This is a genomic window from Anaerosolibacter carboniphilus (assembly GCF_014205875.1).
Lineage (GTDB): Bacteria > Bacillota > Clostridia > Peptostreptococcales > Thermotaleaceae > Anaerosolibacter > Anaerosolibacter carboniphilus.
In genome coordinates this window covers 48,125-64,741 of record NZ_JACHEN010000007.1, presented here as the reverse complement: position 1 = coordinate 64,741, position 16,617 = coordinate 48,125, and the positions used below count along the sequence as shown (strand labels likewise).

Here is a 16,617-nt window from a genome sequence, read left to right as displayed (position 1 = left end):
CATCGGCACTTGCTTCTGGGAGAAAATCATGCAATTATTTAGCAATATATAGAAAGTGTAAATAATTTGTAACCATGTTAAAAAATATATATGCTAGTATTTAGATAGAAGAATCCTATTACATCATAAATTAGCAGATGATTTGAAAGGGGGAAGAAAAAATGCTGGATAAAGAAAATAAAAATGTTGTATGGGTGCTCGTATCATTTATCTTAGCAGCAGGGTTGGTTATTTCATCCTATATCATTACGATAGGAATAAAAGAAGTGAAAGGTCCGGACAATACACTATCTGTGAAAGGTTCGGCAAAGAAACAAATTACTTCGGACTTAGTGGTATGGACTGGTTCTTTCAGTACACAATCCCAAAGTCTTTCAGATGCGTATAAGAGTCTGAAGGATAGTGAAGGAAAGGTAAGAGATTACCTGATAAAACAAGGAATTAAAGAGAAAGATATCGTTTTCTCGTCTATTACTACCAGTACAAATTATGTGATGCTTATGAACGGTACATATTCGAACCAGATTGATAGCTATCGGCTGTATCAAAATGTTGAAATCCAATCCAATGAAATACAAAAGATTACCGATATCTCTCGTAATGCTACAGATTTAATCAATGAAGGTGTAGAATTTCAATCAAATGCACCTCAATATTTTTACACAAAGCTTGCTGATTTAAAAATTGATATGATTGCATTGGCAACGCAGGATGCAAAAGCAAGGGCTGAGAAAATGCTTTCAACTACAGGCAATAAGGTAGGAAAGTTAAGCTCAGCCAATGTAGGCGTATTTCAAATAACACCTTTGTATTCCGATGAGATATCAGATTATGGCATTAATGACACTACTTCCATAGAAAAAGAAATTACCTCTGTTGTAACATGTGATTTTGAGGTGAAATAAAAAACGGTGAAAATAGCAGCATTTTAAACTAAACAGCAACAAAAGCTTTCATTTCAAAGAATGCGCTCTGATACAAATACACTTCCATAATTTAAAATCATAACCACCCGTAAAGCGGGTGGTTTGCTCATCCCTATATGGGCATGTTGTTGGCCGGGTCTCAACCTTATTCGGACCAAAGAATCGGACACACACCTTAATACTAAATTATGACTTTTCATTTAATGGATATATACCTATCTTTTTTCTAGCTTCTCCCATATAAACAAAATGACAGCAGCAATTAGATAACACAAAATATCTTTCTGGTCAAATGTCGTTCCGATAATTGTAGAAATTAATTTGTTATCTCGTAAGTTCAATAAATCTACAATGTGAAAATATTGAGCCATTTCCACTGCCGCAGCAAATAAGAATAGATACAAAGGTAAAAGCTTTATTGATTTTGATATGAATCCTCTTATAAAGGTGTACATTAAAATAACTACCAAAATATCTCCAACTAATGGTCGTATAATCGTATCATTCACAAAAAGTGCAATAATAATTTCGATTATCAGCAGAATCAAAAAAGTAAATAAATACTTTTTATTAATCTTCATAGGCCCATCTCCAATCCTATTCACCATTATATCAGATTTTCTGTTTTGTATTTTAGTATATTTTGAATGTCTTCAACATTCATTACGCCATGGTCTTAAAAGAAGGAAAAAAATACAGGTTCATAGAATCATATCCTTTTAAACCTTTCTTTTGCTTCCAACACTTGAAGACTCATGCTGTTTCAAGGTATTCTTATATTCAATCAGGTCAATTTCACAGCCAGGACCAATTTCGATGTTGTTTCCCCGCACAACTTTCACTTTAACGTATTCAAGGTAGATCTCATCGCCTTCAATGCTGTCCGTTAAAAGCTGCCCAAGATAAAAATCCCTCGGCATGTAAAGAGATTTAACAATTTTTTTGATGAGCATATCCGTACCTCGCCTAATGTTGATCCGTTCCCCCCCAATTTCCTTAACATGACATTTAGAGTGCATCTCTATATCAACATTACCAGCATTCAACAGTCCGCCAATTTTAAAAGGTCCCTTTACAATGAAGGTTTCCGTGGTGCATTCGCCATCTATATCTAGAAAACCGAATATACTTACTCTTTCTACTAAGACATTCCCCTTTACTTTCGATTCACCGGTAATCTTTAATTCTTTCACAACAATATTATTGTCGATATTAATATTACCAACAACTGTAAGCTCTTCTGCTTTCAAATTCCCTTTAATCTCTGCAGTACCTACTAATTTGGCCGTTCTTGCCTGAACATTCCCCCGAATATCGCATGTTCCTGTTAATTTCAGGCTGATACAGTCAACATCCCCATGAATTGTCTCTTCACCGATTATTTTTACGTTATTATATACACCGCCTGCTACAGTTCCATTTCCAGTCAGATTTAAATTCTGTCTTTCTTTATTTTCCATCACGAATCCCTCCTATAAGGCACCTACCTTGATTTTCAACTCTTCTATACAATCTGCCAAATTAAGACTGGTAACAATTTTTGTACTGCTTTCGAAATAAATCTCATTTGGAATCAATGTCAGCAAGAAAGTCGAGATCCCCATCTTGCGTATAAAAATCAGTTCGCAGTGCTTTCCTTCAAACTTCTTATAGTTATCCGCCATTGTTTGTAAAAGGCTTTTTCCTTCTTCCAAACTAATCTCTCCTGATTGAAGCAGTTTATCTAGTATATACACATACAGGATTTTGTCAAAGGTAAAGTTATCGGTATCCCCCATCTTTTCTATATAAACCTCTACAGCCGTTTTACTAACAACATTGCGTTCTAAAAGCTCCTGTTTTTTCAAAATAATCTCAGCTAAATTTGGTGAAAAAATGTCCGCCAAATCGTCCAGAGATAAATCGTCTTTCATATCTTTAATCTTAGCGATCCTGGCAAGTATCTTTTCTTTAGGAAAGAAAGTCTCTTGACCTGTAAATGTAGATTTTCTGATAAACCAGTCCTCTGGGATGAGATTCTTCCTTTTCCATCTATACAACTGCCCATAGGATATTCCTGTCAGCTCCAGCAATTCCTTTTTTGATATTAGCGCTTGTTCCATATCTTTCTCCTTTCTTTAGCCTAGTTTTTTATTCTCAATTACAACAGACTTATCAGACTTCTCAAAGAGCCCCTTATATTCTACTAATTCAATCTCACATCCTTCTCCAATTATAACGTTATTTCCACGAACCACTTTCGCTTTGGTATATTCAAGATAAACCTCATCTCCTTCAATGACCTCGCTACAAAGTCCCACATGAATATCAAGCATTGGGATAATAGATTTAATGAGTTTTCTTAAACTAAAAGAACGACCCATATTAATCTCAATTTTTTCTCCACCAATCTCTCTTGCTTTGCATGGCGCATATAAACTGATATCTATATTTCCTGCATTTAAAAGTCCACCTATTTTAAAGGCTCCTCTAGAAGTAAATATTTCTGAATTACAGTCTTTTTTAATGGTAATAACACCTTTATTCTCAACAGTCTCAGCGTCAATACTGCCATTAATATCAATTACACCTTCAAATCTGATTTCTTTAACTTCTATACTGCCACCGATATTTGCACAACCATCGACTCTAAATTCATCTGATTGCAAGTTGCCCTTTATTCCACCTTTTCCACTGATTTTGCCCATTTTAGTTTTGACGCTGCCTTCCACGCTTCCTACTCCGCTTATGCTAAAATCATCGCATTCTACATCTCCATTAATTTTTCCCTGACCATCAATACGAACCTTGTTAAAAATTCCTCCTGCTGAACTCCCTATGCCTGAGATAATCAAATCGAATTTTTTTTGATTTTCCATAATTCATTCCTCCAGTCATTTATTTTTCTATAAAGCTTTATTCAAAGTTTAAGATTATATAACAATGTTCCATTGTTTTTTGATAATTAGCTTTTTGATATAACATTAGGAGAATGTATTTGCAATAGATTCTCCACACATAAATAGGGATATAGCTTGTTGCGTCACTGTGTTCTCGCCAAATCCCAATGTTCTTTAGCAAAAGCTAAGCTTTTCTATATAGTTTAAGGCAATAGTATTTTTCTTATTCGTTTTCATTGTAACATAACACTGTTACGCTGTAAAGAGTGCTTTTAAAAACCCCATCTCCTATTTACTTCTCTCTCATTTCGTATTAGGGAAAATTTCTATAGGACAAAATATCAATTGCGTAGGAATTCAAATTGCTGGGCGACCAATTGATATTGTCGCAAACTGGATGTTAGCACTACCACGCTAAGAAAATATGAGGCGTTTGGCCTGATACCACCAGTGCTGCGCTCTAGGCCTGGATTAGCGATGGCAAAAAAAAAATAGATACTGCTTTATGGATGGGAAACACAGCCCTAGCAGATCTACACAATGGCATGCAAGTTCTAATTCTATGCTATTTCGAATGATCAGTGTTTTTCATTTTATTTCCCCAATTAGCAAGTGCTTTGAGGGCTGGAATAAGATTTTCTCCATTATCAGTCAGTGAATACTCAACGCGCGGTGGTACTTCCATAAATTGCTTCCGATTTATAATACCATACAATTCCATTTCTTTTAGTGTTTGCGTCAGCATCATGTTGGTAATTCCCTCAATGTTCCTTTTTAATTCATTATATCTCATCGTTCCATTTTTACTTAATGCCCAAATGATAGGCAATCTCCACTTTCCACCGATAAGGTTTAAAGCAAATGTCAATGGACAGTTGTCCAGCCTGTTTTTATAAAATGGTTGTTCATTCATAATATCACTCCAATGCTCAGTTTTTACTTCCTTAAACAGAAAATACTGCATACTTGTTATAACAATTGTAACTGATATAATCATATCAAAGCTGATTGATCAATCAAACATGTTTTTAAATTTTAATTCGAAAGGAAGGTTAATATGAGTATCCATTATGAAATTATTTCTGATGATAATATTATTTGCATTAAGGATTTATGTAATGAATTAATGGCTTATCAAAAATCTAAAGCACATATCCATCCTGAATGGTTTGATAACATGTGTTTTGAAACGAGAATGATTCCATCTGTCAAAAGTGCTAAAGCTAACTTTATAATCATAGCTAAAGATGATAATGAAATTGTAGGATATGCTTATAGCAACATTTGTCCGAAGGAAACATATTCAGGTGGATTTGCTACCCTTGAACCTGTTAATTTTTTTGACTTTGATTCCGTTAAAAGTGATGACATAGGTTGTCTTTCTCAGTTTTATATAAAAAAGGGTTATCGTCAAACTGGCATTGGTACAGTTTTGTTCGAAAAGTCTATGGATTGGTTAAATTCATTTAAGTCAATAAGCGATTTGTTTATCTTTGTATCTAATGGGAACAGTAATGCATTAAAATTCTATCAAGGTAAAGGATTCAAAATAAGTCATCAGATACTCGATGGGTTCATTACCGTGTTAAGAAATACTTAAACCTTGAATGAACATATATTCAAATGGGAGCTTGGCAAGCAATGGGTTCACATCGAAATATCCCCGCGTCTTGATAACGCGGGGATACATCTTTATCGTTTAGAAATTTAATGACTTTAACAGCTTTTAGATACGATTTAAACTGCTATATTTAATGCCTTTAGAACACCTTTCACAATTGTGTCACTATCCAATCCAAATTTATTTTTTAAATAATCGGGCGTACCCACTTCTCCAAAATGATCCTGTATGGCAACTCGTATTAATGGAGCTCCGATAGGGTTTTCCGCTAATACTTCCGCAATCGCTGATCCTAGGCCCCCTATTTTGCTATGATTTTCAGCTGTGACAATGACTTTTTTACCTCTGGAAATAGTCTTCACAAGTTCCTCGTCTAAGGGTTTTACAGTAAACATATCCACTACCGTAGCAGAGATTCCATGACTTTTTAATATCTCTCCTGCCTTCATTCCTTCAGAGATCATTTCACCGATGGTAAAAATGGCTATATCTGATCCTTCTTGGATTACATTCCCTTTTCCGATTTCGAATACTGAAGAATCACTATATATATCAGGAACTGACTTTCTTGGGCAACGAAAATAATACATACCGTACTTATCCACCGTGTTGTATAAAATCCATTTGAATTGAACAGCATCTGCTGGAGCCAGCACCGTCAATTTAGGAACCACTCTAGTTAAAGCCAAATCTTCAACTGAAGTATGGGTGCCCCCATTGTGTAAAGCCCAAAACCCAGGATCAGAACCAAATATTCTTATATTGGATTGCTGATAGCAGCCTGATAAATAAAGCTGGTCAAAGGCGCGGCGAGTGGCAAAGGGTGCAAAGGTATGGACGAATGGTATCTTCCCCGTTAATGACATCCCACAACTTGCTCCGATCATATTTGCTTCGCTTATTCCCATATTGATACAACGATCAGGATATGTTTCAAATAGCTTCTTGGTTCCAGATGCATTCACTAAGTCTGCATCACATACGACTACATTTATATTGTTTTTCATGATTTCCATCAATGTTTCCTGGTAGACTTCTCTAAGCTCTTTTGGTTGTTGTTTTTCAGCTAAACTGAACATCATCATCTACCCTCCCTTTCTAGTTCCTCTTTCAGCTTTTCAATCGCTAAATCAAGCTGAAATTCACTTTCACCGGAAAACCGAATATGATGATTGTCACTAAGCATTTCATAATATTTAATTCCTTGTCCTTTGATGGTATCCAGAATAATGCAGCAAGCTTTATCCTTCACTTCGAACATTTCAAGAACTGCATTTTTTATCGCTAATTCATCATTTCCGCTTATCCTCTTAACCGCAAATCCAAAGGCCTCCACTTTTTCTTTCATGTCAAATGAATTTATAATATCCTTTGTTGGTCCGTCCAGTTGTTTATGATTCTCATCAATGAAAATAATTAAATTTGACAGTTTATGATGTGCTGCAAATTGAAAAGCCTCCCAAACCTGTCCTTCATTGCATTCACCATCTCCTACAATGGTATATACTCTATTGGGTTTTTGGCTAATCTGAAAAGATTTGGCTATGCCCACAGCCAGTGAAATACCTTGCCCAAGGGAGCCTGTGGTTACATCAACTCCCGGAGTCTTTAATCGATCGGGATGGGAAGGAATCCTCGTGTCGTTATTGTTTAAGGTATTTAGCATTTCAAGGGGAAAATATCCTTTGACTGCCAATGTAGCATATAAAGCTGGTCCTGCATGACCCTTAGATAGAATAAACCAGTCTCTTTCTTCCCAATTTGGATTTTGGGGATTTATTTTCATCACATCACCATATAAGACGGACAATGTTTCTATGATTGACAAAGAACCTCCTAAATGCCCAAACCCTCTATGCTTTAGCATCTTACAAACTTCTAAACGGATTTTCGTAGATAGTTTTTTCAAGTCGCTCATATTTGATCAATCCTCCAATCAAAAAGTGCTATCGATTAGATAACACCTTTCTCCTTTAAAAATGCACTTAACTTTTCTTCAAGTTCAGGTAAAGAAATAATATTCGTAAGGGTGATGCAAGGACCAAATTTAGAAAGAACATCGTACATATCTTTTCCACATACAAATAGATCAGCACTTCCTTTGAATACATCTGTGGCTGCGCTATGCTCTACTTCAATACCTTTTATCCCTAATTTATTTAGAACTTTTTTAACGTTCATTTCTACAAGAAATGAAGATCCCAGACCACTTCCACATGCGCATTGTATTTTCTTAATGATCATGTTTTCCCTCCTTATTATGTTGTCTTATTAAATCCTTTCATTTCTCATCGTTTTCAACTTGAAATAAAAGGAAAGGAAAGGGTGTTTTAAGCACCCTTATTTTCTGCTGGATTATTTATCTTTGCTGGAGAAACAATGTTATAAATAATTGGAATTAAAGGTAAGGCAATGCATATGGCCAATAGTCCATAACCTTGTATCGCTCTTGCAATATTTCCTAAGACGATTCCTACGGCTGTAAAGTCAGCATCTGAAAACGTCGTATTGGCGAATCCAAGAGAACCGAGAACTGGCATCAGAAATGCTGGCAAGAAGGTAATCAAAAGACCGTGACCAAAAGCTCCAATGATCGCTCCTTTTCGTCCTCCTGTAGCATTTCCAAAAACACCTGCTGTTGCACCACAGAAGAAATGGGGGATTACTCCTGGAAGGATTAAAGCCAAAGAGCCGCCAAGCAATATTAAAATGCTAAGTCCAACGAGACCGCCAGCAAAGGATACTAAAAAGCCTAGAAGTACGGCATTTTCTGCAAATGGGAAAACAATAGGACAGTCCAGCGCTGGTTTTGCATCTGGTACAATTTTTTCTGAAATCCCTTTAAATGCGGGTACGATTTCAGCAATCAATAAACGTACACCTGCTAACACGATATATACGCCCCCAGCAAATGTTAATGACTGAATAATTGAAAATAAGAACCAGTTATTGCCTCCAATCATTGCTGGATCAAAATCAGCATGGGTAGTCGCTAAAAAAGTAACGATTAAGAAAAATAGAAACATTGTCAATGCAATGGCAACAGAGGTATCCCTCATAAAAGATAATCGTTTTGGGAACTTTATATCTTCTGTAGATTTTGATCTATTTCCTAACTTATCGCCTAGCCATGCTGAAAAAACATAACCTAGCGTTCCAAAATGTGCAAATGCGATTGAATCATCCCCGGTAATTTTATGCATTGTCTTTTGCGCAAGGGCGGGGAAAAACACCATGGTAAATCCTAAAACAGAAGATCCTGCTAATATCAGCTGCCATCCATCAAGTCCTCCAACAGTTAGTACTACTGCAATTAAAGCCGCCATATACAACGTGTAGTGACCTGTTAAGAAAATATACTTTAGTCGAGAAAAACGGGCAATGATAATATTTGCAATCATACCAAAAGCCATAATTAATGCAGTTGAAGAAGCATAATCGTTTAAAGCCAAAGAGACTATCGCTTCATTGTTGGGCACAACACCTTGAACACCGAAAGCAAAATTAAATAGTTCACCAAAGTAATTCAAAGCCCCAACAAGTATTCCAGCCCCTGAACCGATAACGATAAACCCGAGAATCGTCTTAATCGTTCCTTTGATGACATCTTCAATAGGTTTACCTTGAGATATTAATCCAATAAGTGCTATGGCTCCGACTAGCAAAGATGGTGTTGAAAGAATCTGTTGCGTGAAATTTAAAATACCTCCCATAAAACAACCTACCCCCTTTTTATTTTCTGAGCACTATGCAGCTGGTGCTCAATAAGATCAGACCTGGAAGAGATGATAGATCTCTTCTTCATTTTGCGCGCTGATTATTTTACTGACATAATCATCATCCTCTAATAATCCTGATAAACTGCGGAGTGCTTCTAGGTGCGATTTGTTGTCAGTTGCAGCTAATGTGATAATAAGGCGAACATCATACCCCTCTTCTGAAAATTTAATGGGCTGCCGAAGTAGTAGGATTCCAATCTGTTTTTGGAGAACGCCTTGCTCAGGTCTGGCATGAGGCATAGCTATGTTTGGAGCAAGCACATAATAAGGGCCGTATTCCAAAGTATTATCTATTATTCCTTGTATATATCGCTCCTCTACATAAGCGTTTATAACGAGCGGGCGTACTGCTTTTTCTATCGCCTCACGCCAATCCTTTACCCTGTCTACAATGACTATGTTTTCGAGAGAAATTAGATCGTGCACGTTTAGTCCTCCGTTTCATTGATTTTTCTTAGAGAAGGACGTTCTATTACTTTTATTTTAAGTAAAGCGTCCTTTATTGTGAAGAACAATGTTTACACTATAAAATGTGCAAAAAAATACTATTGCTCTTTTTGTCGAATACTGGGAAGTCAAGTTTTAGCAGTGCTCGGTTCATGTCAAATATAATCTTTTAATCTTCATATGGAATGATTGCTTCTTGTTTGATATGATCTTTTATAAACGCCAAGATCTCCTGAGCGTTTCTTTTTTCCAGAAATTTATCAGTGTTTTCTTCATCAGCAAACAACTCCATCATATCCCTCATGATCCCTAAATGGCTGCTTTTATCTATAGGTGCCAAGATAAAGATAATGTACACAGGTATGTGAAAAAATGATACGGGTTCTTCTAAACATAATAAGGATAGTCCTAGGGAATTTACTCCATCTTGCGGCAATGCATGCCCTAATGCTAACTTGGGTGCGATCACGATATAGGGGCCGTATTTCTCAACATTCGCTATCATGGCCTCAATATATCCGGGTTCAATTATTTCCTCGAACAGCAAGGGGTTAGATGCTTCTCTGATAGCTTCTTTCCAATCCTGTACTGATTTTTTATATTGAATGCGACTCGTCATGGTAACATCCATTAATCGAATAGAGGAAGTTGACTTGTAAGCTTGCATCGGAACACCCTGAAAAGCCTTATACAAGTCATGTTTCAGTTTGTCATGATTTTGCGGATGAACATATTCTCTTACGATTCTAAAGACTTTTTCTAACGTAATATTGTTCGTAATATTCCTCGATATCTTTTGTACTACTTTTGAAAGGATTCGGACTCGATCTTCTTCTGATATAACCGGATTTACTCTTACCACGGGAATCGGACAGTCCATATCTACTGTCGTAATAATAAGATCACTTTTATCATAATAATTTTCTACTTCCCTAACCGGTATCATTGCAGTTATTTCTATATCAGTATGTAGGCTCTCTACTTCTACCCTGAGCATATTTGCAGTAGATATCCCATTCGGACAGACGATTAGTACCCTGCATTTTGCATTCCCATAATTTTTTTTACGAAGAGATCCTCCAAAATGCATGGTGATGTAAGCTATTTCACTATCAGGAATAGGCGTTCCCAAACTATGCCTAAGGCTCTTACATGCTTTACGTGTAATATCAAATAGATCTGGATAGCTGGATTGAATTTCGCTCATAAGTGGATTCCCAATCTGAATCCCATAGCGATACCTATATATGGACATATTTAGATGATATGACAGCAGCTTGATCAGTTGATTTTTGTCCTCGAAAACCACACAAGCTAATCTTTCAAATTCAAGAACCAGCTTTTCTGCTAAACTGTAGGTATCAATTGATTGGGGCTTAATCGTCGGAACTTGAACCCGTGATCCAAGTAAATGCATGGCTATGTATACCTGCTCCGATAGCGGCAGCTCGTTTAGAAGTTGAGTAACCAATTGGAATTCTTCAGTAGATACGACTTCATCTACTCCAATTTCTTCAAACACAATATTATCTTTTCTCATTAATATGATATGGATCAATGTGGCTAGAGATAATAACATCCCATCCACATAAGTAGTATTCAATTTTTCTTCGATAACCTTTAACCTTCTAAGATATTCCTTTATAATCGTCTCATTATAAAATGACAGTTCATTGATACTGGAGATTTGCTTATTCGCTATTAGATCAATTAAAGGTTGAAAGTAGTATAAAAATAACGCCCGTTGTTTGATAAGGGAACCATCAACCTTATAGCCCACATGGGATTCAAAGTTCAATTGTAACCCGTATCGTTCCATTTTCTGGCGAACCACTTTCAAATCATTAAAAGCTGTATTGCGGCTTATATCACATATTAGGCATAATTGCTCAATAAACAGGGGCTTCGCTGAGCCCAGCAATGAGCATATCATCAAACGTGTTCTCTCTTTTGGGGATAATGTATAATAAGATGATTGGCTTACATTATTTATTAATTCTCTGATCTTTTGCCGTGTTATCGATGTAAGATATATTCCTTTATTTCGTTCAATTTGGATTTCAGATATGTGCTGCATATTCAACCAGTCATTCATCTTGCTTAGATCATAATAAACACTTCGCTTCGATATATTTAATATTTTTCCAATTTCTTGAATGGAAATATAATCTTCACGGCTTATTAATAATTCTAAAATCGTTTTACATCTCGTATCCAACTGCCAATGAATCATAATGATCACCCCTTCAGCTTCATTCTATCAAAAACCAAAATCAAACTATAGCGTAATCTTTGTAAGTATATTGTGCAAACGTTAAACTGCCCACGCCTTTACAAGAAATAGGGCCCGTACAGGAATATGAAAGGCATCTATCTTTTCGATAGATGCCTTTCATAGATTTCCTTACTATTTGCTGCGTGTGTGTCTCTCTTTTATTTTCATGACTTTTATTTCTCTTTGCAAATTAAAAACTGTATATCTTCATTACTATCATTCTTTTATAAAATCAATCACCTTACAAAGCCAGATCATGTGATCGGAATCGGGTCCCCAATAGTTTTTTACCACTTTGTAGGGCACTCCAAATTTCCTTAGCCACCTTTTCTGCGCACGTTTGTAGCCGCTGTCTAAACAAAATTGATCAATCCCTTGTTTAGACAGATGCGCCACCATAGCATTGATTAATGCCGAGCCCACACCTTGTCCCTGATAGCCCGGCAAGATGTAAAGGCTGCCTAGTTCACCTACGCTTTGGAGCTGATTTTCAGTGCATTTTTTTATATCCTCACCACATGGCCCAAAGGAGATTGTACCGACTACAGTCTCATCTTGTTTCGCAATTAGGAAATATATATCTGAATCCGGCTTGTCAAGGGAAGCGTCTAGCAAATATTTTTTATGCGTTATTTCTCTGTGAATCTCTTCTCTTAAAAACCCAAGCCCCTCTTTTTCAAACGCATCAGAAATTGCTGTTTCAAAAATCTGATAAGCTGCCTTTACATCGGCTTGGGTGGGATTGCTTATTAATAAATCATTAATCATCGTATTGGACACTCCTTCCAAGAAACTCATTTCACAGCCTCTAGATATCTTATTGCCAGCTCTTGAGCAAGCATACCACCCATTGATGCACCAAAAACATGATATTTGTCCCATCCAACTGTTGCTACTAAGGCGGCAACTATGCCATAACATATTTTTCTTCCTACTCCAATCTATGTATATGCTTCAATCAATTTACTTTTACTTTACTTAAGCTTGCTCCCTTTACAAACAAACGCTCGATCTTCTTTTCTACTGACGGGTCAGGAATTAGTGGTGGTGCATGGTGTGGCTTCGAGCGAGCATCGATAATCATATTGTCACAGGCCCAGTGCTTGTTTTCATAATAGCTATTCACGCCATAAATATCATGTGAAGGGTTACTTCGCGTAAATGTTGCCCAGAAAAAGTTCTGAAGGGAGCCACTCATAAATGAACTATCATCACAAAGGATAATCATTGGACAAGTTGACATCGTGCCTCTCGTCTGAATAGCCGAGCACAGCTCGTCTAATTGCTTTTCTGCTTGCTGATAGCTTGAAAACGCTGGTCCTTCGATGGCGATAATCCCTGGCATCACGAAACGCGGATTTCTAAAATCACGCAAACCCTTCAACTGTTCTGGAACTTCTTGGCACAAGTTTCTTTTTGAGTCACCGTAGGCTGCAATTACCACTTTACTACCTGTATTTAACCCCGTTCCCGAATAATCAAGGGTATCGATCGTTGTATTCGTTTGAAAATGAATATCACGCTGAAGGTCGATTCGTTCAAGTATATATGTTAGAAACTCTATCTCTTTATGGGTATCTAATGGTTGATTCTCTTCGGCCGTAATAAATAAATATTTGGCTAGGCTTAGCTGTCCTGTTCCTAAAATTCGATTTGCAATGGTGAGAAGTTCAGCTGGTTGTTTGACATTTTGATACGGTGTGTAGCGTTCGCTTCCGATTGCAAATAGCAGCGGATGAACTCCAGCTGCATCTACAGCATGGACTTCTTTCACCCCAGGAATTTCTTGTTTTACCGCATGGCCTGTTAGCTCATGAATAAGATCTCCGAAAGCAGTATCTTCCTGAGGGGGACGACCAACAACTGTAAACGGCCAAATCCCGTTGGACTTAGCGAATACTTTATGCACCCTCATTAAAGGAAAATCATGAATAAGACTGTAATATCCAATATGATCCCCAAAAGGGCCTTCCGGCTTCGTTTCACCGGGATAAACTTCACCTGTAATTACAAAATCAGCATCGAGACTAATGCAATACCCATCAACATAGCAGTAACGAAAATTACGCCCAGAAAGCAAACCAGCAAATGTCATTTCACTTAGCCCTTCAGGTAATGGCATGATTGCAGCTAGTGTATGGGCAGGGGGCCCTCCAATAAAAATACTCACTTTTAACGGAACACCAAGCTTGTTCGCTTTCTCTTGATGCACGCCAATCCCACGGTGAATTTGATAGTGCAACCCAACTTCTTTATTCATTTTATAATCGTTGCCGCTAAGCTGAACACGATACATTCCTAAATTGCTGTTCATAATCCCAGGTTTTTCTGGATCTTCTGAATAAACTTGAGGCAAAGTGATAAATGCCCCTCCATCATCTGGCCAATGGTGAATCAGGGGAAGATCAGAAATTTGTATTTCCTGAAATCCAGCCAATTTATTACCTGCTTTTTTCAAAGGAAGTGCCTTTGAAGCTGCCAACCCTGTACTGAAGTATTTAAACGGATTTTTCAATATTTTCATTGGATCATTGCGTAACGCAATCACGTCCTTTGCTGCATCTAACGTATTCCTAAAAATAAACTTACTTCTCTCCAAGTTACCGAATAAATTAGATACCGCTCGAAATTTTGAGCCTTTTACATTTTCAAATAACAGTGCAGGGCCCCCAGCTGCGTTCACTCTCATATGTATAGCTGCCATCTCAAGATTCGGGTCGACTTCTTCATGTATCCTAACTAATTGACCAGCTTTCTCTAAATCTAGAATACATTCTTCTAAATTATGATACATTCTTTACTATCCCCATTTCTTTCGCTAAATTTAATCATACACATTCTAATGTAGCCATTGCTCTCTATACACCTATTCCCATTTATTATAATCAGTATAACACAAATAAGCTGATAACAGCATATCATAAAAGCGTGCAAGCGAGGACTGTTTAAAGATACAACCTAAGTTGTAATTTACATTGAAAACTTGATTTCCATATCAATGCATAGCTAAAAATTTATTCATTCATACCCCCCTTAGAAGATACATATATTTACTTGTAGGTAAATTATCAAACTATGGGAGGAGACTATGTTCTGTAAACGCAAAAATCCGATTTATTATGCACTGATTTTTATTTCAGTATTGCTTCAAGTGCAGGTTTTATCAGTTAATGAGGTACATGGAGAAAATAAAGATGCATCTACTATTGAAGAAGTTAAACTTAATAATACAAATGAGGATATAACAGTTACGAATGAAGGCTCCCCAAGGGTCAATTCAATAACATTTGATAAAAGCAGCATTGAGATCATTGGAACCGTAGTAAGATTTACAACGGTTTATGAAGGGGAAAATTTCACGTATGAATGGGTTTTGCTTAAAGACTTTGATGAGATCTATAAAAAGGATTATAGTAGAGAGAACTTTTTAGAATTTACGATGAATGAGGCAGGAACGTACCAAGCTGTTGTAACCATTAAAGATCAAAATGGAACTACTGCAACGAATTATTCGGAGCACATTACGATTGTTCGTCCTGCTACAATTCATTCTGTTTCAGTAGATAAAAATGGTGAGCAGCCTGTCTCCACTCCCCTTACTTTTTCTGTTTCAGCAGAAGGTGAAGATTTAGTATATCATTGGTATATATTCAAAGATTCAGCGGTAGCCTTTGACGGATTACTTAGTCAGAATAACAGCATTCATTATACACCTAGTGAACCTGGCGTCTATAAGGGGCGTGTATTTGTTAAAGATCGGTTTGGAAAATGCGTAAACGAATATACCGAGGAAATTATCATAAATGAAAAGACTGTTTCAGAAACAGAGCAGCTAGAAGCAATGATGAACGAAAGAGATTTTAGTAGTAAAACAAACCATTATATGTGGGTGGATACAGACAAGAATTTAATCTATGTTTTCGAAGGGGAGAATAAGAATTGGCATCTTAGTAAAACAATGATTTGCACAGATGGCAAAGCGTCTACACCTACTGTTAAGGGCAATTTTGAAATCAATGGCAGGGCTCCATGGCTTACTTCCTATGATGGAAAAGTAAAAGCAAAATACAAAGTTAGATTCTTTGGAAATTATTATTTCCACTCTATTTTATTTGATGCTAAGGGGAAAAAAATTGTAGATTCACGCCTAGGCCAATCCCTTTCCCATGGTTGTATTCGATTGAGCGTAGATGACGCGAAGTGGGTTTACGATCATATCAAAGATGGTACAGGGGTGCATGTAGTGTAAAATAAGAGGAAGTGGTAAGACAAGGGAAGGTTCTATGTCATGTATCACAGAACCTTCCCTTGTCATGCAACTTAGTCTACATTTCATTTACTTCTAATGTCTGTTTTGCCATCTGCTCATATTCATCCAGTCCAGATATCATAGCAAATTCTACAATTACAACAGGATAAGTTGCAAGTCATGTTTTTCTGCAATCTCAATAACTTCTTTTATTTTTTACCCATTAAAAGTCATTTCTAATTTCTTTAAGTCTAGTTAGTGGAAAATAGTAATCCGTGTATTGTCTCAATAGCAGGCCAGTCTTTGGGTGCTCGGGTATAACCTCCTGAGAAAGCAACTCTGCGCGAATCAAACTCTCCGGTTCATTTATTCCTAATAGTAACCTCATACCAGTAGAACTGCTAAACCGAGGATTTATTTCGAGAATTACTGGCTTCCCAT

General features: G+C 36.8%; 17 protein-coding genes. 3 read left to right on the top strand and 14 right to left on the bottom strand.

The features are described from left to right. The first annotated feature begins 161 nt into the window (after nucleotides 1–161). Nucleotides 162–905, top strand: coding sequence for an SIMPL domain-containing protein (locus HNQ80_RS07170; protein ID WP_184309625.1), 744 nt, complete (start codon nucleotides 162–164; stop codon nucleotides 903–905). A gap of 236 nt (nucleotides 906–1,141) precedes the next feature. On the opposite strand, the gene HNQ80_RS07165 is transcribed toward HNQ80_RS07170, so the two are convergent. From HNQ80_RS07165 to HNQ80_RS07145, 5 genes are all read right to left on the bottom strand, one after another. Further along, nucleotides 1,142–1,507, bottom strand: coding sequence for a ribosomal maturation YjgA family protein (locus tag HNQ80_RS07165; protein ID WP_184309623.1), 366 nt, complete (start codon nucleotides 1,505–1,507; stop codon nucleotides 1,142–1,144). A gap of 138 nt (nucleotides 1,508–1,645) precedes the next feature. Further along, nucleotides 1,646–2,386: a polymer-forming cytoskeletal protein gene (locus HNQ80_RS07160; protein WP_184309621.1), complete on the bottom strand. Its 741-nt coding sequence runs from the start codon at nucleotides 2,384–2,386 to the stop codon at nucleotides 1,646–1,648. Nucleotides 2,387–2,398: 12 nt separating this feature from the next. After that, entirely contained in the window at nucleotides 2,399–3,028 is a 630-nt protein-coding gene (locus HNQ80_RS07155; protein ID WP_184309619.1) for a YhbD family protein, read from the bottom strand. Between the two features lie 15 nt (nucleotides 3,029–3,043). Then, the gene (locus HNQ80_RS07150) at nucleotides 3,044–3,784 is read right to left on the bottom strand and encodes a polymer-forming cytoskeletal protein (RefSeq protein WP_184309617.1); all 741 of its coding nucleotides are present in this window, start codon (nucleotides 3,782–3,784) and stop codon (nucleotides 3,044–3,046) included. Between the two features lie 586 nt (nucleotides 3,785–4,370). Beyond that, nucleotides 4,371–4,718 carry a winged helix-turn-helix transcriptional regulator gene (locus tag HNQ80_RS07145; RefSeq protein ID WP_184309615.1) on the bottom strand — a complete coding sequence of 116 codons (348 nt, stop codon included), beginning with the start codon at nucleotides 4,716–4,718 and terminating at the stop codon, nucleotides 4,371–4,373. Between the two features lie 144 nt (nucleotides 4,719–4,862). Here HNQ80_RS07145 and HNQ80_RS07140 point away from each other — a divergent pair, with 144 nt between their 5' ends. Next, on the top strand, nucleotides 4,863–5,405 hold the full coding sequence (locus HNQ80_RS07140; RefSeq protein WP_184309612.1) for a GNAT family N-acetyltransferase: 543 nt from the start codon (nucleotides 4,863–4,865) through the stop codon (nucleotides 5,403–5,405). A 137-nt stretch (nucleotides 5,406–5,542) separates the two neighbouring features. Here the strand turns inward: HNQ80_RS07140 and HNQ80_RS07135 are convergent, their stop codons facing one another. The 8 genes from HNQ80_RS07135 to HNQ80_RS07100 all read right to left on the bottom strand — a co-directional run bounded on the left by HNQ80_RS07135 (nucleotide 5,543) and on the right by HNQ80_RS07100 (nucleotide 14,721). After that, nucleotides 5,543–6,508, bottom strand: a complete 966-nt coding sequence (locus HNQ80_RS07135; RefSeq protein ID WP_243183029.1) for a transketolase family protein — start codon at nucleotides 6,506–6,508, stop codon at nucleotides 5,543–5,545. Next, a complete protein-coding gene (locus HNQ80_RS07130; protein WP_184309611.1) occupies nucleotides 6,508–7,344 on the bottom strand; it encodes a transketolase in 837 nt (278 codons plus the stop codon). Before HNQ80_RS07130 ends, HNQ80_RS07135 begins: the two co-directional genes overlap by 1 nt. A gap of 35 nt (nucleotides 7,345–7,379) precedes the next feature. Then, the gene (locus tag HNQ80_RS07125; protein WP_184309609.1) at nucleotides 7,380–7,670 is read right to left on the bottom strand and encodes a PTS sugar transporter subunit IIB; all 291 of its coding nucleotides are present in this window, start codon (nucleotides 7,668–7,670) and stop codon (nucleotides 7,380–7,382) included. A gap of 86 nt (nucleotides 7,671–7,756) precedes the next feature. Further along, nucleotides 7,757–9,139 carry a PTS ascorbate transporter subunit IIC gene (locus HNQ80_RS07120; protein WP_184309607.1) on the bottom strand — a complete coding sequence of 461 codons (1,383 nt, stop codon included), beginning with the start codon at nucleotides 9,137–9,139 and terminating at the stop codon, nucleotides 7,757–7,759. A gap of 57 nt (nucleotides 9,140–9,196) precedes the next feature. After that, nucleotides 9,197–9,631 (bottom strand): PTS sugar transporter subunit IIA, encoded by a 435-nt coding sequence (locus HNQ80_RS07115; protein WP_184309605.1) that lies wholly within the window; start codon nucleotides 9,629–9,631, stop codon nucleotides 9,197–9,199. A 190-nt stretch (nucleotides 9,632–9,821) separates the two neighbouring features. Beyond that, nucleotides 9,822–11,885 (bottom strand): BglG family transcription antiterminator, encoded by a 2,064-nt coding sequence (locus tag HNQ80_RS07110; RefSeq protein ID WP_184309604.1) that lies wholly within the window; start codon nucleotides 11,883–11,885, stop codon nucleotides 9,822–9,824. 258 nt (nucleotides 11,886–12,143) lie between these two features. After that, nucleotides 12,144–12,695, bottom strand: coding sequence for a GNAT family N-acetyltransferase (locus tag HNQ80_RS07105; RefSeq protein WP_184309602.1), 552 nt, complete (start codon nucleotides 12,693–12,695; stop codon nucleotides 12,144–12,146). Nucleotides 12,696–12,885: 190 nt separating this feature from the next. After that, nucleotides 12,886–14,721, bottom strand: a complete 1,836-nt coding sequence (locus HNQ80_RS07100) for a UbiD family decarboxylase (RefSeq protein WP_184309600.1) — start codon at nucleotides 14,719–14,721, stop codon at nucleotides 12,886–12,888. A gap of 294 nt (nucleotides 14,722–15,015) precedes the next feature. Here HNQ80_RS07100 and HNQ80_RS07095 point away from each other — a divergent pair, with 294 nt between their 5' ends. Beyond that, the gene (locus HNQ80_RS07095) at nucleotides 15,016–16,176 is read left to right on the top strand and encodes a L,D-transpeptidase family protein (RefSeq protein WP_184309598.1); all 1,161 of its coding nucleotides are present in this window, start codon (nucleotides 15,016–15,018) and stop codon (nucleotides 16,174–16,176) included. Nucleotides 16,177–16,399: 223 nt separating this feature from the next. Here the strand turns inward: HNQ80_RS07095 and HNQ80_RS07090 are convergent, their stop codons facing one another. Then, complete coding sequence (locus HNQ80_RS07090; protein ID WP_330602785.1) at nucleotides 16,400–16,564, bottom strand: hypothetical protein; 165 nt, start codon at nucleotides 16,562–16,564, stop codon at nucleotides 16,400–16,402. Nucleotides 16,565–16,617 lie beyond the last annotated feature (53 nt).